This window comes from Polaromonas sp. P1_F1 (genome assembly GCF_056405795.1).
Genome location: NZ_JBFUBJ010000001.1, coordinates 826324 through 851046, shown reverse-complemented (window position 1 = coordinate 851046; position 24723 = coordinate 826324). Strand labels below are relative to the sequence as shown.

The following is a 24723-nucleotide window of genomic DNA, read 5'->3' as shown; positions in this document are numbered from 1 at the left end:
CCGGCGTCAGTCCTGAAGGTGTCTCTCACCCGAGGTGGCAATAAATCGCTCGTGGCTGCTCATGAAGCCGGGGTTAAAAGGCTCGCCGACGGTAAAAAGCGCCGCATGGAGTACGGTCGGACCGGAAGCGATGGCGAAGGCCTGGCGCGGCTGGGGTTTGTGGCCGGCGCCCAGTGCCAGCTGCAGTTCCAGATCGATGAGTTTCCTGCCCGCCGCCACGTCCTTCACGGTCGAGGCATCCCAGCCTTGCGATGCCGCCATTTCGGCAAGCTCTGGCAGGTTCCCGGCGGGTTCCAGCTGCAACCAGCTGACGCTGCCTTTGCGGTCAAGGGCCAGCACACCGAAGGGTGCACCGATCACCACATGCTCGATCCAGCCTTGCCGCAGCGCCAGGTTTTCCAGCTCCTGCGCGACGGATGTTTCGCACAGCAGCGCATGCTGCGCGCGGGACAGCGTCGCCCGCCAGGTCTGCTGGTGCCGGGGATCGGGCTGTCGCAGCAGCGCCTGCACCGCATCGGTCAGGCGCAGCCGGATCTCCGGAGATTGCTTGGGAATGAATTGTTCGATCAGCCCGCGGTTGAAGGCCGACACGGCAAGTTGCTCGTCGGCCCTGCCTGTCAGCAAAACGCGCGAACCCGACCACCCGGTCAGCTCGCTCAACACCCTCAGCCCGCTCATGGCCGGCATGGAATAGTCCACCACGCAGACCTGCGTGAGCGCAAATCGCGCCGTGCCGTCTTCCCGCCAGTACTGCAGGATTTGCGGGATCAGGGCCGTCCCCTCGCGCCATCGATTGATGATTTCCTGCTGGCGCCAGGCATCCGCTTCCCAGCGCACCGGCTCCTGGAGCAGCAGGTCTATACACGCCACCGGGCGCAGGAACAGGCGTACATGCCAGTCCAGCGGCATGACTTCCGCGAGCATTTCGAGATAATCCGGGTCGTCGTCCAGGAAAACCACGCCTCCGGGACGGCGGTAAAGTGCAAAGGACATGTTGTCAGTCTAGCGCGGGTTGTCAAAAGCAAATCATGTGCAAGGTATCAGGCCGTAATCGGCAGCTCGATGGTAAAAGCAGCTCCCACGGCGAACTCTGATTTCACATGAATGGTGCCACCTGCGCTTTGTACCACTTGCTGGCAAAAGGCCAGGCCCAGGCCATGCCCCGTGCCGCGGTTGCTCGAGAAGAACGGCTTGAAAATCTGCGGCAGCAAGGCAGCGTCGATACCCATGCCCTCATCGGCCACCATGATGCGGCCGCGCGCCTGCGTCCTGCCGACTTCAATGCGCAGGGCGCCGTGCGGGTATTTCGAGTCAGCCGCCATCAGGGAATGCAGCGCGTTCTTGATGAGGTTGTCCAGCACCTGGGAAAACTGTGTGGCGGAAGAACGGAAGGTGAAGTCATCGTGAACAAGCACCCGCACGCATTCCCTCTGGCGACTCGACTGGTAGGGATACGCCGCCACGACATCCTGGACCAATTTGCCGGCCGCGACCTGTTGGGTATGCCGTGGCAGCTGCAGCAGCTTGGCATTCGCGATCTGTGTGTCGATTTGGTGGTTCATGTTTCGAACCAGTGCGTGAAGGCGCAGCGCCAGTTTGTCCAGCTGCAGCGCGCGCGGGTTGTCGGGCTGGCGCTGTACCTCCAGCTGGATCGCATCGCCCAGCAGGGCTGCCGTCGACAGCGGCGTGCGCAGCTCGTGCGCCATGATGCCGATGGTAGTGAGCGTGCTGGAAAGCTGTTCCCGCCGCAGGTTGGCCGAGGAAAGGTTCAGCACCAGCGCGATCGACCAGGCAAACGCAAATACCACGGCATGCACGGTGCGCTGGTCTTCCGGCAGGGCGGGAACCGCCGGCCCCACGTACAGGAACATGACCCAGGCCAGCCCCCCCCCAGTGATGGTGCCCAGGGTCGCCAGGCGCCAGTCAGTGACATGGTAGTAGATCAGCACCATGGCCGCCAGGGTGGCCAGCCACACGGTATTGCTGCCGTTGCACAGGTACATCCAGCTGAACAGGACCGGCAGTTCGAGCCAGAACACCACACCAAATACCCGTTGCGCCAGCCGGCTTCCCGGGTCATGGTTGACGCGTTTGGTCATCAGGCTGTAGCCCAGCACGCTGGCCACGACGCGCAGCGGAAGGTTTTCATAGGGCTGCGGCAGCCAGACCGACCAGATCCAGGCGAACAGGGCGTTGCCCGAAAAAAAAGAAAGACCCAGCCACCACAGCCGCCGCGGGGATGGATGCAAAATGGGCTCCAGGGGCGCAAGGATCAGTTCCTCGCGCAGCCACTGAAGCAGGGGACGCCGCGCAAGCCACGCGTGAAAGCGGGCGCTCCTCACGTTAAGAACTTCTCCAGCACAACCGGGAACCTGACTGATGATGCATTTGACATTTGACTGTATTGTCCCGGTTCTTATCTCGTCAAGCTAATGCTGTTACCTGCCAACTTTGACAGCGTCAGCCTGGACGGCGTCATCAGCGACTGGCTGTGCGCCCTTCGCGAGTTCTCGGTCGAAGCGCTCATGGTACTGGGCCCCGACCCGTTCGGGGGGCAGGAAGACCGGCTGGTGCTGGCCATTCACCCTCCGCGCCTGCTGGATGCCGCCGAGGCCCTGGCCGAGAGCCGGGACTTCGGCGCCCCGTGGCGCGACTCCGACGCACCTCTTGTCGCCTGGCAGGATATTTCCAAAACCGCTTTCGAAAGCCTGGGCCGCTGGCGCCGGCTGTGGCTGGCTCACGGTTACCAAAGCGTGGTGCGCATCGCCTTTCCGTTGACGGTGGGGCGGGCCTTTGAATGCTACCTCTTCAGCCCGCGCCAGTGGCATGACCGCAGCGAGGCGGCCTTGCTGGCCTGGTCGGCCCTCAACATCTGGCCGCTGCTCAAGCGCGCGCTGGCCGAAGCGCGCAGCCCGCTGAGCCCGCGCGAACTCGAATGCCTGAGCCTGGCCTTCCAGGGGATGACGGCACGCGAGACCGGCGAGTTGCTGGCCTGCAGCGAACGCACGGTGAACTTTCACCTCTCCAATGCCATGACCAAACTCAAGGTCGACAACAAGCTGGCCGCCATCCAGCGCGCGTGCTGGTTCGGATTGATCTGAGCGTTCTTTGCCGCGTCTACTGGAAAACCTGTAGGCCTGCGCCTGCAGGTGCGCTTCAAACCTGTTCATAATCCGCCAAATGACCTTCCTAGCGCTTGACGTGGGTAACACCCGCCTGAAATGGGCCCAGTACGAAGCCCCTGTGCCCAAGGCCAAGCTGCTGGCGCAGGGCGCGGTGTTTCTGGAAAACATCGACAAGCTGTCCGAAGAAGAGTGGGGCGGCATGCAACCTCCGTCGCGTATCCTCGGCTGCATCGTTGCCGGCGACGCCATCAAGCGGCGTGTGGTCGAGCAGATGGAACTCTGGGACGTGGCGCCGCACTGGGTCGTTTCCAGCCCGCATGAGGCTGGTGTCACCAATGGCTATGACCATCCGGCCAGGTTGGGCGCTGACCGTTGGGTGGCCATGATCGGTGCGCGCCACCGGCTGCTGGCGCGCGGCATCAACAAGCCTTGCGTGGTTGTCATGGTGGGTACCGCCGTGACGGTCGAGGCGATCGACGCTTCCGGCAAATTCCTGGGCGGCTTCATTCTTCCAGGCCACGGCATCATGCTGCGCGCGCTCGAGTCCGGCACGGCCGGTCTGCACGTTCCTACCGGCGAGGTGCGCGACTTTCCCACCAATACCAGCGATGCGCTGACCAGCGGCGGCACTTTCGCCATTGCCGGTGCGATACACCGCATGGTGGAAAACGTCGCCCGCCACTGCGGCGAAACACCCGAATGCATCATGACCGGCGGCGCTGGCTGGAAGATGGCGCCCAGCATGTCGGTGAAGTTTGAGCTGGTGGACAGCCTCATCTTCGACGGACTGTTGGCCATCGCCTCACAGCGTTTTGCAGCCTGACGCCTTTTCCGCGCGGTGGAGTTGCTGCGGGATGTGCTATCAAAAAAGTAGCTGCTTGCGCCCGTCGTTATTGGGCTAAGGCCATAAAAATCTCAAAAAATTAACCGGAGCTTCCTGGCAGCTGCGACGCACAGCGAGGGCTCACTCTCCCCAAGGCAACATCAGCGTCACGATGGACAGCTTGGCGAACTCCGGCACAAACTCATCGATGATGCGCTGCGGCTCCGGGCACAGGGTGCTGTCGGTGATCACGCCGAACTGCACGCCGCCGCCGTAGCTCAAGATAGACACGCCCAGCCCCACGTCGCCCGACTGCGGTACCCAGAACATGCTCTGCTCCAGTGTCGAGCCGCAGAACTTGAGCTTTTCGCGCGGGCCAGGCACGTTGGTCATCACAGCCGTGGTTTTCTTGGCAAAGAGGTTGAGCATCACGTCCTGCGCCGGCTTGATCAAAAGGCCTGCCACCGCCAGCAGGCTGAAAGCCAGCAACGGCTGGTAGCTGCCCTTGAGCGCAGCCATGCGCCGGCGCACCTCGTAGACGCGCTCGATCGGATTCTCCACCCCGATGGGAAGCACCAGCGGCACCAGGCCGAACCGGTTGCCCAGCTTGTGCGCCTGGTCCAGCGGCCGCAGGTTGACCGGCACCATGGCGCGAATCTCCTGGCCCGCCACATCGTCACCGAAGGTTTTCAAATATTCGCCCAGGGCGCCGGCCACGCAGCTGAGCAGCACGTCGTTGATCGAGCAGTTGAGTGCCTTGCCCACGGCTTTGACCTCGTCCAGCGGAATCGGCTGGCACCAGGCCACTTTTTTTGCGCCGCCGGGCTTGCCTTTGAGCCGGGTCTTGGAGTCGTCGGGCATCAGGGCCAGCGCGGCGCCGTCCTTGAGCACCTGCATCAAGACCTTGGCCATGTCCATGGAGCCGTGCATGCCGTCTTCCATGCCCTTTTTGGGGTCACCCAGCATGCCCAGCGAGCGCGCTGCGCCTTCACCGACGGCACCCAGTGCCTTGACGGTGATGTCGGTGAAGGGCTTGAGCAGGGTGTCGGCAATCCAGTCTTCCGTGCCGGTAGCCGCCGCAGCCTTCTTGCGCCGCTCAGGCGGCGGCGTGCCGCCATCGACCAGCGACATGGTCACGGAGATCAGCGCAATACCGTCCGCGATGCAGTGGTGGATGCGCACGATCATCGCGCTGCCCTTGACGCCATCGGGCCCGGTGTAATCCTCGATCAGGTGAATTTGCCACAGCGGGCGTTTCGGGTCCAGGCGCTGGGTGGCAAGCACGGCCACGCGGTCCTGCAGGGCCTGCTCCTGGTTGGCTGATTTGGCCAATTTCTCCTGCACGACATGGTTGGCCAGGTCGAAGTTGCGGTCCATCACCCAGGTGGCGCCGGCGGCGTCTTCCATCACGCGCTGCTTGAAGCGGTCGTACTTCAGCAGGCTGTTTTCGATGCGTTCGCAGACGGCTGCGTACCTGACGCCCGGCGCAAGCTGCCACACGCCCACGATCATCATGAGGTTGGCATCGTTGTCCATGCGCAGCCAGGCCGTGTCGACCTTGCTCATGCGCTCCCCTGAAATGCCCAGGGTTCCCGAGACGGCCCGCTTGACGTTCTTCTGGACGTTTTTTGCCACTTTTCGGCCTGCGGCCTGAGCGGTAACGCGTGTAACCATGAGCACTCCCTAAAACCAACTAAATTACCTGTCGGAAAGAATTTTCCGCCGGGCCGCCCCCAAGGAAAATTAACCCCCTCGGGGGGCAGCGCATTACACGTAGTGAAAAGCGTGGGGGTAATCCTCTATTTTGGCGGTAACGGCCTCGCTAAGATACCGGGCAGTTACCCCAAGCCACCTCATTGGTGACCCACTTCTAAAAACGGAGATTTCTCATGTCAGACCTGAAAGCTGCCTTCGACAAAGCCATGGCCGATTCGAAAAACCTCAGCGAGCGCCCCGACAACGCGACGCTGCTGAAGATTTACGCGCTCTACAAGCAGGGCAGCAGCGGTGACAACGCCGACAAGAAGCCCGGCTTCGGTGACATGGTGGCCCGCGCCAAGTGGGACGCCTGGAACAGCCTCAAGGGCACCTCGCAGGACGATGCAATGCAGCAGTACATCGATTTGATCGCCGATCTGAGCTAAGACTCTCCTCCACAAAAAAAGCGGCACAGTCCCGGCGCGATTTGCACCGGGGCTGTGCCGCTTTTTGCTGGCTATTAAAGACTTCAGTCGGCTTTAATGTTCGCCAGTTTCACGATCCGGCCCCACATCTTGCGCTCGTTGTCACCCAGGGTAGCCAGCTCGGCGCCGCTCATCACAACCGCTTTCGCGCCTTGCTCTTCGGCGCGCTTCCTGAAGCCTTCCGACTCCACCACCTGCTTGATGGCCAGCGAGAGTCGGCCTTGCAGGTCGGCGGACAGTCCTGTCGGCCCGTAGACCGCGAACCACGACGATGCCACCAGCGGCACGCCGGTCTCGATGGCGGTCGGCACATTGGGTTGCGCGGCCAGGCGCGTGCGGCCGGTCACCATCAGCGCCTTGAGTTTGCCTGCGCGGATGTGCGGCAGCAGCGGCGGCGGTGTGGTGATGGTGAAGTCCACCGTGCCGGCCAGCAGGTCGTTCAGCGCCGGGCCCGTACCGCGGTAGGGGATGTGCACCATGAAAGTCTTGGTCAGGTCCTTGAGCAGCTCGGTCGTCACATGCTGCAGCGAGCCGTTGCCACTGGATGCATAGTTGACCTTGCCGGGGTTGGCCTTGACGTACTTGATGAAGTCCACAAAGTTGTCGGCGGGAAAGTTGCCGCGTACCACCAGCAGCTGCGGCGCGTCAATCAAATGGCCCAGCGGCTTGAGGTTGGTCGCCGGGTCAAAGCCGGGCACCGGCTGGATCAGCGGCGTGATGCATTGGTAGCCCGAGTACTGCACCAGCAGGCTGGTGCCATCGGCCGGGCCTCGCGCGACCATCTGGCCGGCGATGTTGCCGTTGCCGCCGCCGCGGTTGTCCACGACCACCGAGGTTTGCAGAATCCTGCCCAAGGGCTCGGCCAGCATGCGCGCCGCAATGTCGGTGGTGCCACCGGCCGCCGTGGGAACAATGAGTGTGATGGGTTTGCCGGCGAGCTGTGCACGCACCGGGTTGAGCCAGGCGGCCGTGCTCAGGCTGGCGACGGCCATGAGGGTTCTGCGGGAAATAAGGGTCATGGTTGTCTCCGGATAGTTTTTTTCGGGGAAGGGTGACTCAGGCCGGACAATGCCCGACCAGGTTTTGGCTGAAGGGCGGTGGATCAGTCGATGCGGGCGCCAGAGTCCTTGACGATCTTGTTCCAGCGCGGCAGGTCGCCCTGGATCAACGCAGCAAACTGCGCTGGGCTGGCGGTCATTACGTCGCAGCCTTGTGCCGCGAGCTTGTCTGCCACGTCCCTGCTGGCCAGGGTTTTTTCAAGGGCGGCCTGCAGCTTGACGATGACTTCCCTGGGCGTACCGGCGGGCGCCAACAGCCCATACCATGGTGTCGAGCCGAAGCCTGGCAGGGTTTCGCCAATCGTCGGCGCATTTGGCAAGGAGGCCAGACGCTTTTCGTTCACTACGCCAAGCACCTTGATTTTTCCGGACTGCAGGAAGGGCAGCGCCGACGGCAGGCTCTGTACCGACACCGGAATCTGTCCGCCGGCAACATCGGTGGCTGCGGCAGCCGAAGCCTTGTAGGGAACGTGCAGCATGTCCACGCCGGCCGCCCGCTTGAACATTTCGCCGATCAGGTGGTTCAGCGTGCCGTTGCCGGCCGAGGCATAGCTGATCTGGCCGGGGCTGGCTTTTGCCTGGGCAATCAGCTCGACCACCGAATTGGCGGGAAAGGCCGAGTTGGCAACCAGCACATAGCCGGCGTTGGCCACCAGGCCGACCGGCTCGAAATCCTTCACGGGGTCGAAACCGGTGCTTTTGTAGATGGCGGGATTGATGACGTGCGCGCTGTTGGTCGTCAGCAGCAGGGTGTAGCCATCGGGCCTGGCTTTGGCCACCTGGGCGGTGCCGACATTACCGCCCGCGCCGGGCCGGTTATCAACCAGAAAGGTCTGGCCCATGATTTCGCCGAGCTTTTGGGACACGATGCGCGCAATGGCATCGTTGGCTCCGCCCGCCGCCTGCGGCACGATGACGGTGACCGGGCGGCCGGGATAGGCCTGCTGCGCCGCGGCAGGCAGCACTGCCAGACCGGTCATCGCCCCTGCCAGGATGGCGAGATGGTGGAAGAAATTACGTTTTCTCATGTCGTTGTCTCCGGTTGTAGTTTTGGGATGCTGTTTCAGGCGGGTTCGCAAATCTCTATCAAATTCCGGTCGGGGTCGCGCACATAGACCGAGCGGATTTTTTGTGTGGCGCCGGTACGCAGCACGGGGCCTTCAATGATTGGGCAACGCTCCCGCTCGAGGCGGATGATCACTTCGGCAAGGGGAATGTTGGCCAGAAAGCACAGGTCCAGGGCGCCCGGCACTGGCAGGTGGGCCTTGGGTTCGAACTCATTGCCTTTGACGTGCAGGTTGATTTTTTGCTGGCCGAACTTGAAGGCCTTGCGCTCTACCGGTGGTGTGCCGCCGATAAAAGTTTCCAGCGTCATACCCAGCACGCGGGTGTAGAAATCCACGCAGGCTTTTTCGTCCGCCGTGGTCAGCACCAAATGGTCCAGCTGCCGAATCATGCCGATGCCGTCCTCAGTTCAGCCACATAAGGCGGCGGCGCATGCAAGTCGGTAATGCGGCCCGCCTTGGCCACTTGCCCGGGCACGTCATGGCCGACAATGCCGGGCATTTGTCGCGCCACCGCAAGCAGCTTTTCAAGGTCCATACCGGTGTCGTAACCCATCGCATCCAGCATGTGTACCGCGTCTTCGCTGCTGATGTTGCCGCTGGCGCCGGGCGCGTAGGGGCAGCCGCCCAGGCCTCCCAGCGAGCCGTCAAAGCGCGTGATGCCGCCCTGCACGGCCGCCAGCACATTGGCCAGGCCCATGCCGCGCGTGTTGTGAAAGTGCAGGGTCAGCTGCAGGCCTTCAAAGCGTTTTTGCAGCGCTTTCACCATGCGGCCGACTTGAGCCGGGTGGGCCATGCCGGTGGTGTCGCAGATCGTGAGGCCGCGCACGCGGTCTGCGCCGAAGGCGGCGAAGCGATCGCTCCAGCGCAGCACTTCGTCCTCGACCACTTCGCCTTCCATCGGGCAGCCGAAGCAGCACGACAGCGAAATGTTGATGGGCGTGCGGCCGTCGACATGGCGAATGACATCAGAGAGCGCGGCAAAGCTTTTCTCGCGGGGCATGCGCAGGTTGGCCAGGTTGTGGGTTTCCGACACCGACATCACCAGGTTGAGTTCGTCGGCCCGCGACTCCAGCGCTCGCTCCGCCCCGCGCAGGTTGGGCACCAGCACGGTGTATTCCACGCCAGGCACGCGGCGTATGCGGCCCATCACCTCTTCGGCGTCACGCAGCATGGGAATGGCCTTGGGCGAGGTAAACGATGTCACTTCAATCTTGGCGTAGCCGCATTCGCTGAGGGCATCGACGAGCGCGACCTTGTCATCGGCGGAAATGAAAGCGGGTTCGATCTGGAAGCCGTCGCGCGTAGCGACCTCATTAAAGTAAATCCGTTTTGCGGTGTTCATGCGCTGACGTCCTTCCCGGCCACGATGCCCTTGTCCTTTAGCGCCTGAATCTGTTCGGTTGAAAGTCCGATCTCGCGCAGCACCGCAACGGTGTCCTGCCCCACCTGCGGCGCATTGCGACGGTGCCCGCCCGGTGTGCGCGAGAGTTTGGGCACGATGCCGGGTACTGCCAGCGTGCTTCCGTCGTCCATCTGAACTTCGTCGAGCATGCCGCGCGCCTGGTAGTGCGGGTCGGCCGCGATATCGGCCACGGTGTAAATGCGGCCCGCGGGCACCGAGACCTTGTCGAGCGCCGCCAGCACTTCATCGACCGTGAGGCCCAGGGTCCACTGGCCGATGGCTGCGTCGATTTCTTCCACGCGCGCCACGCGGCCGGCGTTATCAGCCAGCGCCGGGTCGTTGCCGAGATCGCTGCGGCCTATGGTGGCCATCAGCCGTTTAAAGATGCTGTCGCCGTTGCCGGCCACCAGCGCATAGCCGCCGTCCTTGCACAGATAAGCGTTGCTGGGCGCAATGCCGGGCAGGGCGCTGCCGGCCGCGCCGCGAACCGCGCCAAAGGAGCTGTATTCAGGCAGCAGGCTTTCCATGCAGTTGAACACCGCTTCATAAAGCGCCACATCGATCACCTGGCCTTTGCCGGAGCGCTGGCGTTCCTGCATCGCCAGCAGGATGCCAATGACGCCGTGCAGTGCGGCCAGCGTGTCACCGATGCTCACCCCCACACGCACCGGCACACGGCCCGGCTCGGCCGTCAGGTGGCGCAGGCCACTCATGGCCTCGGCCACCACGCCGAAGCCCGGCTTGTCGCGGTAGGGGCCGGTCTGGCCGTAACCGCTGATGCGCAGCATGATGAGTCGAGGGTTCAGCGCCAGCAACTCGTCGGGGCCCAGGCCCCAGCCTTCCATGGCGCCGGGACGGAAGTTCTCGATCAACACATCGGCGTCAAGCGCGAGCTGGCGCACGATGGCCTGTGCCTCGGGGCTCTTCAGATCCAGCGCGACCGAGCGCTTGTTGCGCGACTGCACCTGCCACCACACCGAAGTGCCGTCTTTGAGCAAGCGCCATTTGCGCAGCGGGTCGCCCGCGCCCGGCGTTTCGATCTTGATGATGTCGGCGCCGAAGTCCGCCAGTGTCTTGGCGGCGAAGGGGCCGGCGATCAGCTGGCCGAGCTCCAGCACTTTCAGCCCGGCGAGCGGGCCTTGCGCGGTGGAGACACCGGAAGCTGGAGGGGATTTTTCAGGAGAGGGCATGGCGGGCAGTGTGCCGCCGCCAGCTGGTCCCGTCTATTTGCGCTTTGGGGCCTTGGGTTTCGCGTTTTGCGAAGGCGGGGCCTCTTTCGGGCTGAGGAAGTCCACCAGCGAGGCAATACCCGCATCGGGCTGGCCCGTGATGGTGGCTGTCAGCAGGCGGCGCTGGGCCCAGGCGTCGGCCAGCGGCCGCCAGCTGAGTTTCATGCTTTTGACCATGGGCAGCGTGGCGGCTTTGGGCAAGATGGCCACACCCAGGCCTGAGGCCACCATATGGCATACCGCGTCAAAGCTGCGCACCTGCATGCGTAATTTCAGCGGCCGGTTGGCGGCCAGCGCGGCCTGTTGCTGCTTTTGCAGCATGGCGGCGCCAGCGGTCAGGCTGATCCATTCCTCGTCGAGCGCATCGACAAAGGCCAGCGGTGTCTTGCTGCCTGCCAGCGTGTGGCCGGCGGGCAGGATCAGTACCAGCTCGTCTTCGCGGAACAACCGGGTGTCCAGCCCGGTGGTGCCCGGGCCTTCCACGAACACCGCCACGTCGGCCCGGCCTTCACGCAGGGTAGCCGCTACGGCTTCCGACACCTGCTCTTCCAGGTCGATATGCACCTGCGGGTGCAGCTCACCATAGCGTGCCAGCAGCGGCGGCAAAAACTGGCTGATGGCAGCGCTGCTGGCACACAACCGGATGTGGCGCGCGATGCCGCGCCGCAGGTCGGCCAGTTCGCCGCCCAACTGTTCCATGGTCTGCAGCAGGGTGAGGCCGTGCTTGACGAAGACGCGGCCCGCCGCCGTGGGGAGCAGGCCGCGTGGGTGGCGTTCGAACAGCGCGTCGCCCAGGGCGTCCTCAAGCTCCCGGATGCGCCGGCTGGCGGCAGCCAGCGCCAGGTGCGAGTCGCGTGCCGCGGCCGTCAGGCTGCCTGTCTGGGCGCAGGCCACCGCCAGGCGCACCGACACCAGGTCAAACCGGGCGAGGTTGTAGCTCACGGGGAAATGAGCCTGAAAACTCAGGCCGCCTTCTTTTTGGTGGTGGCTTTTTTGGCCGCAGGCTTTTTCGCGATCAGGGCGTCCAGGTTTTTCACGATCTCGTCCTCGATCCTGTCTTTGAAGGCGCCGAGCAGGAAACCCAGCTTGGCCTGGAGATCGAAGCGGTCCTTGGTGACGGTCAGCGTGCCGCTGACACCCGAGCGGGTAAAGCTGACCAGGTCTTCGTCCTTGCCCTCTTCGTAAGTGCATTCCATGTCGAATTTTTCTTCGGCCTGCTCGGCCCATTTGAAGGCTATCTTGCGCGCCTCCGCAAGGCCCAGGGTGTGTTCGCGCTGGATCTGGATGTCAGCCATTCGTGGTCTCCGTGTTGTTGATTTGAAGCGCCTTGTGCCGTTCGTCTTTGGCAGCCGGGCCAGCCGTTTGACTGCATCATAAAACGCTTACCGGTGCCGACGTTTCGTTCAGGCAGTATTTCAAAGCGGGCTACGCTTTCGGCCCTGTTCAAGACACTGCGTTGTGATGTGATACTGAGCACTGTTGACGCACCCCCATCTACCCGTGCGTTGTCAGACAAATTTGCAACAGCCCCCTCTTTTGAAGAATCCAAATTCCATTCATTTTTGCAAAAGCGCCGATGGAACGGCCATCGCTTTCACTGCAACTGGCTGCGGGCCGCCAGTTGTATGGGTCACCCTGCAGTACACCGACAACGACCTGACATCGCCTGGACCCGCGAGCAGGCACTGGATGGGCGCGCTGGCCGCCCGTCACACCGTGATCAGGCTCGATATGCGGGGCTGTGGGCTTTCGGAGCGCAAGCCTGCGCGCATGTCCCTGGATGCCTGGGTGGAAGACATTGAGGCGGTCGTCAATGCAGCGGGTCTGACGCGCTTTGCCATGATGGCGGTGTGTACGGGGTCGTATGCAGCAATCGAGTATGCCGCCCGCCATCCTGCCCGGTTGACGCGCCTGGTTATCTATGGAGGGGCCGTTCGCGGGCGTTTGCGGCGTGAATTGACTCCCGCGCAACGGGACGATGCCATGGCGGCGTTGCAGGTGTACGAATCCGGGCTGGATGGGAGAAGCGAGTTTGCGGTATCTTTTCGGCGCATATTCACGGCGCAATTTCTCCCGGACGCCTCGGCCGGGCAACTTGAGGCCCATGATCGAATCGTCAGCCAGCGCATGAACGGCGCCATCGCTGCACAGAGCGTCCGCGCGTTTTATGACCTGGACCTCAGCGCAAGTGCGCAGCGGATTGACACCGCTTGCCTGGTTCTGCATGCCCGCCAAGACATTTTGTATCCGATAGACGAAGGGCAAAGGCTGGCCACACTCATTCCTGCCGCACGCTTCGTTCCGGTTGACTCGCACAACAACATCCCTTTGGAGGAGGAGCCGGCATGGCCCGGGGTGCGCGATACCGTGCTTGAATTTCTCGCCGGCAACGAGGGCGCTGCGGCACCTGCTTTCCGGCTGACAGTGCGCCAAGCCGAGGTGCTGAGGCAGGTAGCGCAAGGACAGACCGACAAACAGATCGCACGCACACTATCCCTGAGTCCTCGTACGGTTGAAATGCATGTGAGCGCTGCCTTGAAAGCCCTGGGTAGCAAAACGCGGGCTGAAGCTGCGCACCGGGCCGCGCAATACGGGATTTTCTAGCCCGGTCGTGGTCAGAGCCGGCTTGGCTACGGTATTGCCTACCGGGCTGAGATCTCTGGATACCGTAGTTCACACACTGTGCAGAGCTTTGCAGGGGCTGGATACTGCTCTTTCGAGAATCACGTTGCTGGCGTCACATCGCCGATGTATGCCTGCCCGATTCGGGCATCTGGTGCGGGTACTTTGCCGCCGCTCTGGAACGACATGACAACCAGGAAAAAGGATCCATGAAGGATGAAAATCTACCCGTTGCACAGCAGTGAAAAAGAGCGCGACCGGTTGAAAATGCAGGGGCTGGCAATACTGCCGCTTACCGAGAACCTGCTGACAGGGGCCGGCGTACAGCCTGGGTCCCAGGTCCTGGAACTGGGCTGCGGAAGCGGTGATATGACCTTGTTGCTGGCAAGCCGTGTGGGGCCCGGCGGCGAAGTGGTGGCAATAGACCGGGACCAGGCCCAGCTTGACGCTGCCGCGTTGCGCGTCGCTAACGCGGGTTTTCGAAACGTGAAGTTTGTTTTGGCTGAGCTTGACAACTTTGAGCCCGTCCGGACGTTTGACGCCATTGTTGGCCGGTACTTCCTGCTGTATGTCGCAAGTCCTGAGGCCGCCGTTGCACGGGTGGCGAAATGGGTTCGACCGGGAGGGACGCTGGCATTTCTGGAGATGGATTTTTTCCGCGGCGTACACAGCAGCATCTGGCCGCCTGCATCGCCAGAAACACATGAGGCGATTGTGTTCATAGGCGATGTCATGCTGGACGCAGGCATCAATCCGTACATGGCAGCAAGGCTCCCAAGTATTTTGACGCGCTACGGCAGTGTGCAGGTGCAGACATCAGCACCTCTTCAGTATGGTGCACGTTCAATCGAACTGCCTCTGGAGGCGGTCAGGTCGGTGACACCCATGGCCCGAAAGCTCGGGCGTGCTGATGCGGATCATCACGATGTCGACGCGTTGCTGGCCCGGGAATTGGCGGGCCGCGACGAGCACACTGTGACCGTGCCGCCCATGTCTGTTGCTGCCTGGGTTCAACTGGCATGAGGCACGCAGCATCTCCTGTGTGCATTGGCCATCTTGCCGACCACCCGCAGCACCTTGCGGCGCTGGCCGCGTGGCACCAGGCGCAATTCGGCTATCTCAATACATCGGTTACGGTTGAGCAGCGCACACAAAGGCTGAAGGCATCCGCGCAGAAGGGCGCGTTGCCGATGACCTTTGTGGCGGTTTGCGAAGGCCGGCTTTTGGGGTCGGCGAGCTTGCTGCCACAAACGATTACCCATTCCCACTTGTCTCCCTGGCTGTCCAGTGTTTATGTAGCGCTCGAGCACAGGAACAAGGGGATTGGGTCGGCGCTGGTCCGGCATGTGGTTCGGGAGGCCGCCAGCATGGGCGAAGACAAGGTCTACCTGTTTACGCCGAACAGCGAGGCCCTGTATGCCCGGCTCGGCTGGAAAGTCGTCGAACATACGGAACATCAGGGACACCGCCTCACGATCATGTGCGTGTAAGCATACAGATACGCCCCTTGGCGGATGTGCCGGGACGCTGCCCAGATTGAACTACTCTTTGGACTGTCCGGCCTTGCGTGGGTGACTGTGTGCCTGCGCAAGGCTCACCATGTTGTGTTGTTCAAGTGCCTTGCGCCGTTCGTCTTTGGGCAGCCGGGCCAGCTTTTTGACTGCATCATAAAACCGTTGCCAGTCGCGGCCCTCGCGTTCGAACAGCGCTTCAAAGCCCGGCACCAGTTCGTCGTATGCGGCCTGTGCGCCAAACGAGGCATTGTTGGCGTTCGCCACCCACAGGTCGTAACCTGCAAAGCCGCCCCATGATGCCTTGAGTTCGGCATAGGCGTCACGAAAGCGCTGGTACGCTATCATTTTGCTAGCTGCTTGCGCAGGTTCTGATTGGGCTGCGGCATCATTTTGATCATAAATTGCGGTCAGTTCGCGGCGCGTGGCCAGTGCCAGCGCGCGGAACTGCCGGCGCCGGCCATCGAATACCGCGTAGGCCTTGCGTGCGTCATCGCCAGCCTGCGTGGCCAGCCAGCGCTCGATGCCCAGGCGTTCGACGGCAGTGGCAAACGATTCATTGAACATCGTGTCACCCGGCGCAAACACCACCTGGTGCGACAGTTCGTGAAAGATCAGCCGGGCCAGTTCGCCTTCGGGGTAGCCGATGAAGGTGTTGAGTAAGGGGTCGCCGCCTGCCCAGTTCATCCAGCCCAGGGTGGAATACGCGGGCACGCCGTAAACACTGGCTTCCAGGCCTTCGGCCTTGAGCCGCGCCGCTTCGGCGCGCGCGTCGGCCTCATTGAAGTAACCGCGGTAGCCTACACAGCCCGTGACCGGGAAGCACCAGGTTTTGAGCGTGAGCGAAAACGCCGGCGCTGCCACCACGTTCCAGACCACGGCGCTGCGGCGCAGGTCGGCATAGCGCCGGTAGCTGGCGTTGTCGGGCAGTTTCAGCTCGGCCACCGCAAAGCTGCGGATGCGCTGCGACAGTTCCAGCCGGCTTTTCAACGAGGCCGATGTTTGCGCATCACCGAGCCAGTCGTCCACCGGCCGGGCCGCGTTGAGCATCTGCATGTGGCCGCTGACGGACTGCCAGTAGTAACCCAGGTCAGCACACCCCGTGAGGCACAGCGCGGCTGCGGCCAGCGCAGCAGCCAGGCCGGTCAGTGTCTTGGCGCGCGTTCGGCTCACCGTGCCTCAAGCTGTTTCAGCGTCGCGCTGCACCTGCACCAGGCAATCGTAAAAGACGGGGCCGCGGCCCATGTCGGTCAGGTGCTGGCTGGTGAGCTGGTTCACATTGGTGCCGTCCAGGCCCAGCTTGCGCCACCAGATACCCAGGCCGTTGACCACGCCGGGGCGCGCCCGCGCGGAGACTTCGGCCTTGACGCGGTACTCGCCGCGCTGGTTGAACACCTTGACGACCGCGCCCGTGGTGATGCCGCGCGCGGCGGCATCGTCCGCATGGATTTCCAGCACCGGTTCGGTTTCCATATCGCGCAGGCTTTTCACGTTGACGAAGGTGGAGTTGAGGAAGTTGCGCGCGGGCGGCGAGATCATGGCCAGCGGGAACAGGTCGGACGTGTCGGCTGCTTCGTAATTGGGCACGTGGCCAGGCAAGCCGTCGGCGCCTGTGGCTGCCAGCCGGGCACTGAAGAATTCGCAGCGGCCCGACGACGTGGGGAAGTTGCCTTCGGCAAACGGCGCATCGGGCAGCGTCAGCGTGGCAAAGCCCATGTCCAGCAGCTGCTGGAAGTCCACCTTGTCGCCAAACGTCGCGCGGCACAGCTGCTCGTCGCTGTCGGCAAAGCAGGGCCCGGTAAAGCCCATGTGGGCGGCCAGCTCGCGAAAGATCTGCGTGTTGGGTTTGGCCTGGCCCATGGGCGCGATGGCCGGGCGATTCAGCAGCACGTCGGTGTGGCCGTAGGAGGCATGCACATCCCAGTGCTCCAGCTGCGTGGTGGCCGGCAGGATGTAGTCGGCGTAGTCGGCCGTATCGGTCTGGAAGTGCTCAAGCACCACAGTGAAGAGGTCTTCACGCGCGAAGCCCTGAACCACTTTTCCGGATTCCGGCGCCACTGCCACCGGGTTGCTGTTGTAGGCGATCAGCGCCTCGATCTTCGGGCCGAACTGCACCGACGTGGGTTCCAGCAGGGCGTTGCCGATGGTGCTCATGTTGATGGTGCGCGGCTGGCGGTCCTGCAGCAGGTCGGGCCGCTGCAGGGCAGCTTTGTCGACCGGGAACAGGCCCGAGCTGCTGAGCAGCACGCCGCCGGCCCGGTGCCGCCACGCACCCGTCAGCGCGGGCAGGCAGGCAATGGCGCGCGCCGCATTGCCGCCGCCGCGCACGCGCTGCATGCCGTAGTTCAGGCGGATCGCTGCAGGCTGCCGGTTGACGAAGCATTCGCCATAGTCGCGGGCCAGCGATCGGATCTGTTCCGCCGGCACGCCGCAGACCTGTGCCGCGCGTTCGGGAGGCCACTGCAGCGCACGTTCGCGCAGTCCGCCGTCGGGGTCTTGCCAGCCCAGGGTGTGCTGCGCGATGTAGTCATGGTCGAGCCAGTCGTGGGTGATCAGTTCGTGCATCAGCGCCAGTGCCAGCGCCGCGTCGGTGCCCGGCAGCAGGGCGATGTGCTCATGGCATTTCTCGGCGGTTTCGCTTTTGCGCGGGTCGATGCATACCAGCTTGGCGCCGTCGCGTTTGGCCTGCTGTGCATAACGCCAGAAGTGCAGGTTGCTGCCGATGGAGTTGCTGCCCCAGATGATGATGAGTTTCGATTCGGCGAAAAACTCCACCCGCATGCCGACCTTGCCGCCCAGTGTTTGCGTGAGGGCCTCGCCGCCGGCTGATGAGCAGATGGTGCGGTCCAGGAGTGACGCGCCGAGCTGGTTGAAAAACCGGCCCGCCATGCTTTCACCCTGCACCTGGCCCATGGTGCCGGCATAGCTGTAAGGCACGATGGCCTCGGGGTTGCGCGCTGCGATGGCTTTGAGGCGGGCCGCAATGTCGGCCAGCGCCGCTTCCCAGCTCACGGGTTCAAACTGCCCGCTGCCCTTGGGCCCGCTGCGTTTGAGTGGATGCAAAAGGCGCTCAGGGTGGTAGGTGCGTTCGGTGTAGCGAGAGACTTTGTTGCACAGCACGCCGCCGGTGTGGGGGTGGTCCGGGTTGCCCTGCACACGAATGGCCACGCCATCTTCCACCGTGGTCAGCAGCGAGCAGGTGTCCGGGCAGTCGTGCGGGCAGGCGCCCAGCACCTGCAGGGCCGCAGGCTTCAGCCCGGTGTCAGGTTCGGCCTTGGCCATAGGGGAGATGCTGATGGTATTGCTCATGGTTCAACTTTATATTGGCAGGCATACCGGCCCCCGGGGATGAGGAGACGACATGACAACAAAAACAGGAATGCATTCATTCCGCGTGCTGGCCAGGATCACCATGGTAGCGGCACTGGCCGCCCTGATGGCGCCGGGGGTGTATGCCGAAGATGGCATCAGTAAAACCGCTGTCACCCTGGGGCAATCCCTGGCCATGACCGGGCCCGGCAGCACGCTGGCTGTGCCGTTTGCCCAGGGCGCGCGCCTTTATTTCGACCACGTCAATGCCGGCGGCGGTGTCAACGGCCGCAAGATCGAACTGACCACGCTGGACGATGCGGGCAACCCCGATACCGCCGCGGCCAACACCCGCAAGCTGCTGGACCAGAAGGTGTTTTCGCTCTTCGGTTACTACGGCTCACCACAGGTCACGGCCGTCAATCCGCTGTTGAAAGACACCGACATTTTGCTGTTCGCCCCCATGGCCGGCGCCGACGAGCTGCGCGGCTCGCTCTATCCCAACGTGTATTCGGTCCGGCCCGGTTATTCGGAAGAAGCCGCCATGATCACGCGGCATGCCGAAACCCTGGGCATGCGCAAGCTGGCCATCCTGCACGGCAAGGATGCCGAGTCAATGGCGGCGCTGGATTCGGCCGAGCGCACCATGGGCGGGCTGGGCGCCAACCTGGTGGCCAAGTCGGCCCTCTCGGGCGGCAGTGTGGCCACGAGCGTTGAACAGATTCTGGGCAAGAAGCCTGAATCCGTACTGGTCATCAGCGACGCTTCCGGCGCCGCCAGCGCGATACGCGATTTGCGTGCCAAAGGCTTTCGGGGGCCCATCTACGGCTTTTCCAGCACTGGCGAAAGCCTGCTGGCCGAGCAGCTGGGTGCAGCCGGTGCCGGTGTGGTGGTGGTGCGCGTCACACCCAAGTCGGACAACGCCAAGAGCGTCCTGGTCCGTGAACTGCAGGCCGACGCTACAGCGGCCAAACTGGGCAAACCCAATGTGTACATGCTCGAAGGCTACATCGCCGCCTGGACCTATGTCGAAGCGCTGCGCAAGGCCGGAAAGGACCCGACCCGCGTCAAATTGCGCAAGGCACTGGACACCATGCAGGAGCTGAGCCTGGGCGGCTTTCGGGTTCACTTTGACGGGGACCGCGTGGGCTCCAAACTGGTGGAGCTCAGCCTGATTGATGCCACCGGGCGGGTGCGGGAATAGGAAGGGTGAGATAGCGGAAATTGGCGAGTGTTGTGGGCTGGATGATGCAAAAGGTGACAAATTACCGGCTGTTGCGTTGCTGGCTTCCGCTAAAGTAGTGACCTATCTCACGTATTTGTAACTTAGTTTTTACAAATCAAGCCGTTTGTAAATTTTTGTTGCGAAGATAGCGTCATGAACATTACTCGCAGAACCTTTTCCACCGCTGCCGGCGCTGCCGGCGCTTCCGTGCTGGCGGGTTTCAACATCGCGCATGCCCAGACCGACAAGATCATCCTGGGCCAGTCGGCGCCTTTCACTGGCCCGGCTGCGCAGCTGGGCATCCAGTTCTACCAGGGCGCGAAGGTGTACTTCGACCAGGTCAACGAACAGGGCGGCGTCAACAAGCGCCTGATTGAAATCCGCAACCTGGATGACGGCTATGAGCCCGCCCGCTGCGCCGAAAATACCCGCAAGCTGATCGACGACGAGGTGTTTGCGCTGTTCGGCTACATCGGCACCCCCACCAGCATCGTCGCCCTGCCGCTGGCCACCAAAGACAAAGTCCCGTTCATCGCGCCGTTTACCGGTGCCATGGCCTTGCGTGACCCCTTCAACAAATATGCCTTCCACGTGCGCGCTTCGTATAACGACGAAACCGGCCTTATCGTCAAACAGCTGACCGCCCTGGGGCTGAAGAAAATCGCCGTGTTCTACCAGAACGACGCCTACGGCAAGGCCGGGCTGGACGGCGTCACGCTGGCCCTGGGTGCGCAGAACCTGAAGCCCGTGGCGCAGGCGACTGTTGAACGCAACACGGTGGACGTGGCCAAGGCCGTCACCACGCTGGTGGCCGCGGGCCCCGATGCGGTCGTGCAGATCGGTGCTTACAAGGCCTGCGCCGCCTTCATCCGCGAAGCCCGCAAGGCCGGCTACGGCGGCACGTTCTACAACGTGTCGTTTGTCGGAACGCAGGCGCTGGCCGATGAGCTGGGCAAGGATGGAGCAGGCGTGGTGGTGTCACAGGTCATGCCTTCGCCCTACAACGGAGCGCGGCCGATTGTGCGCGAGTTTACTGAAGCGGTGAAGGCGGCCGGCAAGGACGCGAAGGTCAATTTCTCCAGCATGGAAGGCTATGTGGCCGCCAGGATTCTGGTGGACGGCCTCAAGCGCGGCGGCGCCAAGATGACCCGCGAGTCGCTGATTTCGGGCATGGAAGCCATCGGCACCCAGTCGGTGGGCGGATTTTCCGTGACGTTCTCGCCGACCGACCATGTGGCGTCCCACTTCGTGGAACTGTCGATGCTGACGGGCGACGGCCGAATACGGACGTAACCCCCCGAAGCGGCCTGCGGCCGCCTCCCCCTAAGGGGGCGCCACCTGCGGCCCGGCAAAGCCGGTTCCGCGATGGCCTGCGCGAAAGCCCGCCTCTAGCGAAGCTCGCCGGTGTTCGCCAAGCCTTGCATGAAGTCCTCGCAGCGCGCGAGCTGCTCCAGACTCACAAATTCGTCGGGCTGGTGCGCCTGGTTGATGCTGCCGGGTCCGCACACCACTGTGGGAATGCCGGCGTTTTTGAACAGGCCTGCTTCGGTGCCGAAAGCGACCAGCGTGGTTTCTTTCGTGCCTGCCAGGCGCTGGGCCAGTTGGGTCACCGCGTCGCCGGCGGAGCCGAGGAAGGCCGGTACTTCACAAATCGTCTCAAAGCTGAAGCCGGCGTCGGGCGCTATCTTTTTCATAGCTGGTTGCGCACGTTGCGCATAGGCTACAAGCTCTTTTTGCATTAAAACTGCATCCGCCGTGGGCAGGTTGCGGAATTCGTAGCGAAACTCCGCGTCGCGCGGCACCACGTTGTCGGCAATCCCGCCGCGGAACTGGCCGACGCTGGCGGTGCTGAAGGGCACGTCGAAGCCTTCATAGCGCGGCTCGTTGGCTTCAAAGCCGTCGGCCATGTCGCGCAGCTTGCCGACGACACGCGCCGCCATCTCGATGGCGTTGACGGATTGCGGCGTGAGCGAGGAGTGCGCCTCCTTGCCGCGCACGCAGCATTTGTAGCGGTACACGCCCTTGTGCGCGGTGGCCGGCACCATGCTCGTCGGTTCGCCCACGATGCAGGCGAGCGGCCTGATGTCCGCGTCCTTCATGTCGGCGATCAGCTCCTTCACGCCCATGCAGCCGACTTCCTCGTCGTAGCTCAGCGCCAGGTGCACCGCAAACGGCGCGTGGCTGTTCAAAAAATCCCCGGCATGGGCCAGCGCCAGGCCGATGAAACCTTTCATGTCGCAGCTGCCGCGGCCGTACAGCCTGCCATCGCTAACCGTGCCCGACAGCGGGTCCAGCGTCCAGTCCTGGCCGTCCCAGGGCACCGTGTCGGTGTGGCCTGACAGGATGATGCCGGCCGGTTTGCCTTCGCCCAGCGTGGCAAACAGGTTGGCCTTGGTTTTGTCGGCATTGGTGGTGATGCGGCTGGCCACGCCGAGTTTTCGCAGCTCGTCGCGCACGAAGTGAATCAAGGCCAGGTTCGAGTTGTGGCTGACCGTGTTCATGCGCACCAGGGTCTCGACCAGTTGCAGGGCGTGGGGTGAGACCGCGGGCAGGGAAGGAGTGGCAGCGAGGGTGGGGGAAGGTGCGAAAGACATGACTTCATTTTGGCGGTATTCGGCAATGTCCGTTGCCTGTCCGTCAGTTATGCTTGAAGCCCGCTTCTCCACGGGGTGTTCTCCCCCTTCCCGATGACATCTTCTTCCTCCTCACCGTTTGAAACAGGCGGCCCTTCAATACAAATCCTGCCTGAGTATTGCCAATTCTCATGAAGATATTGATCGTCAATGACAAGGTTCCTGCGTACATCCGATTTCACTCGGAAACCGTCAATGCGGACGACTTGCCGGATGGAACTTTCAGCGTCAGGAACAGTTCGTTTTTGGTGCGGAATTTGGCCTACGGCGACCGGGTTAGTGCAAGCGTTAGTGCCGAGTCAGGTCTTGTCTTCGTCAAGCTGGTCGAAGCGGGCGGCTTTTCGTCCTTCAGGGCGTATAGCAAGCATCTCGGGGCTGAAAAGCTGTTGTGCGAAGCTTGCCGTGCGACTGATCAAATGGGGGCTGGCAGTAGCCTATTGAACGATGACCGGCTCGCTCTGGTGACGATTCCTCCAAACGTCGATGGCCTGAGCGTTGCAATCGCATTTCGCGAGTATTTAAGGGAAGTTCCACTGGTATTTACCTGGATGGCGCTACGCCACAAGGCGATTGGAAGCGAAACAAAGGGGCGCGTGTGATACCCATGCTGCTATGGATAATCGCCTGTTCCTGCGAACTGCGAGCCTCTTCGTTGAAGAGCGCGAGTCTTGGGGCGCTGAGGGGCTACGAATGACAAGAGTGGTAGGGGAGGCATTGGCTGCATTGATACGGCTCATGCGGCCGCATCAGTGGCTCAAAAACGCCTTTGTGTTTGCCGGCCTGGTGTTCAGCCAGAACTGGCAGGACACCGCATTGGACCTGCGCGTCTTCTACGCCTTTGCCGCGTTCTGCTGCCTCTCCAGCATGGTCTACATCATCAACGACTGGCATGACCGTGCCAGCGACGCCCTGCACCCCACCAAGCGCCACCGGCCGCTGGCCAGCGGCGCTGTGGCCGTGCCGCTGGCGCTGGTGCTGGCGGGCCTGTTGCTGGTGGCGGGGCTGCTGCTGGCCGCGGGCAATCGCACGCTGCTGGTGCTGCTGGGCTTGTACACGGTGCTCAACCTGGCCTATTCGTGGCGGCTCAAGCAGGTGCCGGTGGTCGACGTGTCCATCATTGCCTCGGGCTTCATGCTGCGCCTGCTGGCCGGCACCGTGGCCGTCGGCATTCCGCCTTCACGCTGGCTGTTGCTCACCGGTATTTTTGTGGCCCTGTTCCTCGGTTTTTCCAAACGCAAGGCCGAAACTTTTCATGAAGAAGCCAGCCAGCGCGCCGTGCTGGCGCACTACCCGGCGGCCCTGCTCGACACCTTCATGGCCGCGACCATGACGGCCACGCTGACCACCTACAGCCTGTTTGCCACCAGCCCCGAGGCGCAGCTGCAGCACGGCGAGCGCCTGCTCTACACCGTGCCGGTGGTCATTTTCGGCATGCTGCGCTACACCTACCAGGTGCACCGCGGCCGCGGCGAAGACGTGGCGCGCGACATGCTGCGGGACCCGTGGATCCTGGCGGCCGGCGCGCTCTGGCTGGCCATCTTCCTGAGCCGCCGCCTGTGATTCCCGGGGGCGCTCCGCCGCCCGCGCAGGGCGCCTTGCCGTTCAAGCGGCTGTTGCTGGTGCTCGGCGTGGTAGCCACGGCTTATGCGGCCTTGCTGCTGATCTGGGGTGACAGCCCCAAGACATCGCTCGCGCTGCTGTGGTCGTGGACGGGCGTGCAGGCAGCAGGCCTGTGCCTGCTCAACTATTTGCTGCGCGGCCTGCGCTGGCGGCTGTGGATGGCCCACTTTGGGCGCCATTTCGGCTGGCTGCAGGGGCTGAGGCTCTATCTGGCCGGTTATGCCTTCACGCCCACGCCGGGCAATGTGGGTGAAGCTGTGCGCGGCCTGATGCTGGCGCAGCGTCCGCTGGGCACCGCGCAAAGCCTGGCCATCTTCGGCGCCGAACGGCTGGCCGATTTGCTGTGCCTGCTGCTGCTGTGCCTGCCCGCCGTGTGGTGGGGCCTGAACCATGGTGCGATGCCGTCGTCGCCCGGCTGGTTGGCCGGGTTGCTGGCCGCCGCGGCCCTGCTGCTGGCGCTGGTGCTGGGCCTGTTGTTTAAACACCGTGCGTGGCTGTTCCAGCGCTTTGCCTGGCTGCAGGAAGCCTGGTTGTGCCTGGCAGTGCGGCCGCTGCTCTGGTTTGGTCTCACGCTTGCCGCCTGGGCAGCCCAGGGCGTCGCGGTCTGGCTGGTGTGCCGCGAGATGAATGTCCCCCTCGGCCTGCTGACAGCCACCGGGTTTTACGCGGTCGCCATGGTGGCCGGTGCGTTGTCTGCCCTGCCGGCGGGCCTGGGCGGCACCGAAGCCGTGCTGACCGGCCTGCTGGTGGCACAGGGCGCCACACCGGCTGCAGCCCTTTCCATTACCGTGCTGGTGCGGCTGCTGACCCTGTGGCTGGCCGTTGCCATTGGCGTGGTGGCCTTGCTTTATAGTGCGGCCATCCGCAAGGAAATCAGTTTTCGCTAGCCCCTGCGGGCCTTCATTCCTGGCTTTTC

24 protein-coding genes are annotated in these 24723 nt (G+C 63.1%); 11 read left to right on the top strand and 13 right to left on the bottom strand.

Annotation, left to right across the window (positions count from 1 at the left end; all coding sequences use genetic code 11):
• Window positions 1-6 precede the first annotated feature (6 nt).
• Complete coding sequence (locus tag AC1DZE_RS04110; protein ID WP_477699812.1) at window positions 7-993, bottom strand: response regulator; 987 nt, start codon at window positions 991-993, stop codon at window positions 7-9.
• Window positions 994-1040: 47 nt separating this feature from the next.
• Entirely contained in the window at window positions 1041-2342 is a 1302-nt protein-coding gene (locus AC1DZE_RS04105; protein WP_477668561.1) for a sensor histidine kinase, read from the bottom strand.
• Window positions 2343-2432: 90 nt separating this feature from the next.
• Between AC1DZE_RS04105 and AC1DZE_RS04100 the strand changes: the two genes are divergently transcribed.
• Together AC1DZE_RS04100 and AC1DZE_RS04095 are read left to right on the top strand one after the other, a co-directional pair.
• Window positions 2433-3101 (top strand): helix-turn-helix transcriptional regulator, encoded by a 669-nt coding sequence (locus tag AC1DZE_RS04100; RefSeq protein WP_477666524.1) that lies wholly within the window; start codon window positions 2433-2435, stop codon window positions 3099-3101.
• A 79-nt stretch (window positions 3102-3180) separates the two neighbouring features.
• On the top strand, window positions 3181-3948 hold the full coding sequence (locus AC1DZE_RS04095) for a type III pantothenate kinase (protein WP_477668560.1): 768 nt from the start codon (window positions 3181-3183) through the stop codon (window positions 3946-3948).
• 141 nt (window positions 3949-4089) lie between these two features.
• Here AC1DZE_RS04095 and AC1DZE_RS04090 read toward each other — a convergent pair whose 3' ends face one another.
• Window positions 4090-5622, bottom strand: coding sequence for a wax ester/triacylglycerol synthase family O-acyltransferase (locus AC1DZE_RS04090; protein ID WP_477668559.1), 1533 nt, complete (start codon window positions 5620-5622; stop codon window positions 4090-4092).
• A 215-nt stretch (window positions 5623-5837) separates the two neighbouring features.
• Between AC1DZE_RS04090 and AC1DZE_RS04085 the strand changes: the two genes are divergently transcribed.
• Window positions 5838-6092, top strand: coding sequence for an acyl-CoA-binding protein (locus AC1DZE_RS04085; RefSeq protein WP_477668558.1), 255 nt, complete (start codon window positions 5838-5840; stop codon window positions 6090-6092).
• A gap of 83 nt (window positions 6093-6175) precedes the next feature.
• Here AC1DZE_RS04085 and AC1DZE_RS04080 read toward each other — a convergent pair whose 3' ends face one another.
• The 7 genes from AC1DZE_RS04080 to AC1DZE_RS04050 all read right to left on the bottom strand — a co-directional run bounded on the left by AC1DZE_RS04080 (window position 6176) and on the right by AC1DZE_RS04050 (window position 12182).
• A complete protein-coding gene (locus tag AC1DZE_RS04080) occupies window positions 6176-7150 on the bottom strand; it encodes a Bug family tripartite tricarboxylate transporter substrate binding protein (RefSeq protein ID WP_477668557.1) in 975 nt (324 codons plus the stop codon).
• An 83-nt stretch (window positions 7151-7233) separates the two neighbouring features.
• Window positions 7234-8217 carry a Bug family tripartite tricarboxylate transporter substrate binding protein gene (locus AC1DZE_RS04075; RefSeq protein ID WP_477699811.1) on the bottom strand — a complete coding sequence of 328 codons (984 nt, stop codon included), beginning with the start codon at window positions 8215-8217 and terminating at the stop codon, window positions 7234-7236.
• Between the two features lie 35 nt (window positions 8218-8252).
• On the bottom strand, window positions 8253-8645 hold the full coding sequence (locus tag AC1DZE_RS04070) for a VOC family protein (protein ID WP_477668555.1): 393 nt from the start codon (window positions 8643-8645) through the stop codon (window positions 8253-8255).
• Window positions 8642-9598 carry a hydroxymethylglutaryl-CoA lyase gene (locus AC1DZE_RS04065; protein ID WP_477672969.1) on the bottom strand — a complete coding sequence of 319 codons (957 nt, stop codon included), beginning with the start codon at window positions 9596-9598 and terminating at the stop codon, window positions 8642-8644. The genes AC1DZE_RS04070 and AC1DZE_RS04065 overlap by 4 nt, the downstream gene beginning before the upstream one ends.
• Window positions 9595-10848 (bottom strand): CaiB/BaiF CoA transferase family protein, encoded by a 1254-nt coding sequence (locus AC1DZE_RS04060; RefSeq protein WP_477668553.1) that lies wholly within the window; start codon window positions 10846-10848, stop codon window positions 9595-9597. The genes AC1DZE_RS04065 and AC1DZE_RS04060 overlap by 4 nt, the downstream gene beginning before the upstream one ends.
• Before the next feature lie 33 nt (window positions 10849-10881).
• Window positions 10882-11829, bottom strand: coding sequence for a LysR family transcriptional regulator (locus AC1DZE_RS04055; RefSeq protein ID WP_477672968.1), 948 nt, complete (start codon window positions 11827-11829; stop codon window positions 10882-10884).
• A gap of 20 nt (window positions 11830-11849) precedes the next feature.
• Window positions 11850-12182 (bottom strand): polyhydroxyalkanoic acid system family protein, encoded by a 333-nt coding sequence (locus tag AC1DZE_RS04050; RefSeq protein WP_477668551.1) that lies wholly within the window; start codon window positions 12180-12182, stop codon window positions 11850-11852.
• A 394-nt stretch (window positions 12183-12576) separates the two neighbouring features.
• On the opposite strand from AC1DZE_RS04050, the gene AC1DZE_RS04045 reads away from it, so the two are divergent.
• From AC1DZE_RS04045 to AC1DZE_RS04035, 3 genes are all read left to right on the top strand, one after another.
• Complete coding sequence (locus AC1DZE_RS04045) at window positions 12577-13491, top strand: alpha/beta fold hydrolase (protein WP_477672967.1); 915 nt, start codon at window positions 12577-12579, stop codon at window positions 13489-13491.
• A 234-nt stretch (window positions 13492-13725) separates the two neighbouring features.
• Window positions 13726-14532, top strand: a complete 807-nt coding sequence (locus AC1DZE_RS04040) for a methyltransferase domain-containing protein (protein WP_477699810.1) — start codon at window positions 13726-13728, stop codon at window positions 14530-14532.
• On the top strand, window positions 14529-14999 hold the full coding sequence (locus AC1DZE_RS04035; RefSeq protein ID WP_477699809.1) for a GNAT family N-acetyltransferase: 471 nt from the start codon (window positions 14529-14531) through the stop codon (window positions 14997-14999). The genes AC1DZE_RS04040 and AC1DZE_RS04035 overlap by 4 nt, the downstream gene beginning before the upstream one ends.
• Window positions 15000-15050: 51 nt before the next feature.
• On the opposite strand, the gene AC1DZE_RS04030 is transcribed toward AC1DZE_RS04035, so the two are convergent.
• Together AC1DZE_RS04030 and AC1DZE_RS04025 are read right to left on the bottom strand one after the other, a co-directional pair.
• Window positions 15051-16193: an aminopeptidase gene (locus AC1DZE_RS04030; RefSeq protein WP_477673330.1), complete on the bottom strand. Its 1143-nt coding sequence runs from the start codon at window positions 16191-16193 to the stop codon at window positions 15051-15053.
• Between the two features lie 6 nt (window positions 16194-16199).
• Entirely contained in the window at window positions 16200-18302 is a 2103-nt protein-coding gene (locus tag AC1DZE_RS04025; RefSeq protein WP_477668927.1) for a molybdopterin-containing oxidoreductase family protein, read from the bottom strand.
• A gap of 79 nt (window positions 18303-18381) precedes the next feature.
• On the opposite strand from AC1DZE_RS04025, the gene AC1DZE_RS04020 reads away from it, so the two are divergent.
• Both AC1DZE_RS04020 and AC1DZE_RS04015 read left to right on the top strand, forming a co-directional pair.
• Window positions 18382-19533, top strand: coding sequence for an ABC transporter substrate-binding protein (locus tag AC1DZE_RS04020; RefSeq protein ID WP_477668546.1), 1152 nt, complete (start codon window positions 18382-18384; stop codon window positions 19531-19533).
• Window positions 19534-19707: 174 nt separating this feature from the next.
• Complete coding sequence (locus tag AC1DZE_RS04015) at window positions 19708-20847, top strand: ABC transporter substrate-binding protein (RefSeq protein ID WP_477699808.1); 1140 nt, start codon at window positions 19708-19710, stop codon at window positions 20845-20847.
• 95 nt (window positions 20848-20942) lie between these two features.
• Here the strand turns inward: AC1DZE_RS04015 and argE are convergent, their stop codons facing one another.
• Window positions 20943-22148 (bottom strand): acetylornithine deacetylase, encoded by a 1206-nt coding sequence (gene argE, locus AC1DZE_RS04010; RefSeq protein WP_477672901.1) that lies wholly within the window; start codon window positions 22146-22148, stop codon window positions 20943-20945.
• Window positions 22149-22318: 170 nt separating this feature from the next.
• Here argE and AC1DZE_RS04005 point away from each other — a divergent pair, with 170 nt between their 5' ends.
• The 3 genes from AC1DZE_RS04005 to AC1DZE_RS03995 are packed head-to-tail and all read left to right on the top strand — an operon-like array spanning window position 22319 to window position 24694.
• A complete protein-coding gene (locus AC1DZE_RS04005; RefSeq protein WP_477672900.1) occupies window positions 22319-22786 on the top strand; it encodes a DUF4265 domain-containing protein in 468 nt (155 codons plus the stop codon).
• 13 nt (window positions 22787-22799) lie between these two features.
• The gene (locus AC1DZE_RS04000) at window positions 22800-23747 is read left to right on the top strand and encodes a decaprenyl-phosphate phosphoribosyltransferase (protein WP_477699807.1); all 948 of its coding nucleotides are present in this window, start codon (window positions 22800-22802) and stop codon (window positions 23745-23747) included.
• Window positions 23744-24694 (top strand): lysylphosphatidylglycerol synthase transmembrane domain-containing protein, encoded by a 951-nt coding sequence (locus AC1DZE_RS03995; RefSeq protein WP_477699806.1) that lies wholly within the window; start codon window positions 23744-23746, stop codon window positions 24692-24694. Before AC1DZE_RS04000 ends, AC1DZE_RS03995 begins: the two co-directional genes overlap by 4 nt.
• Window positions 24695-24723: the final 29 nt, after the last annotated feature.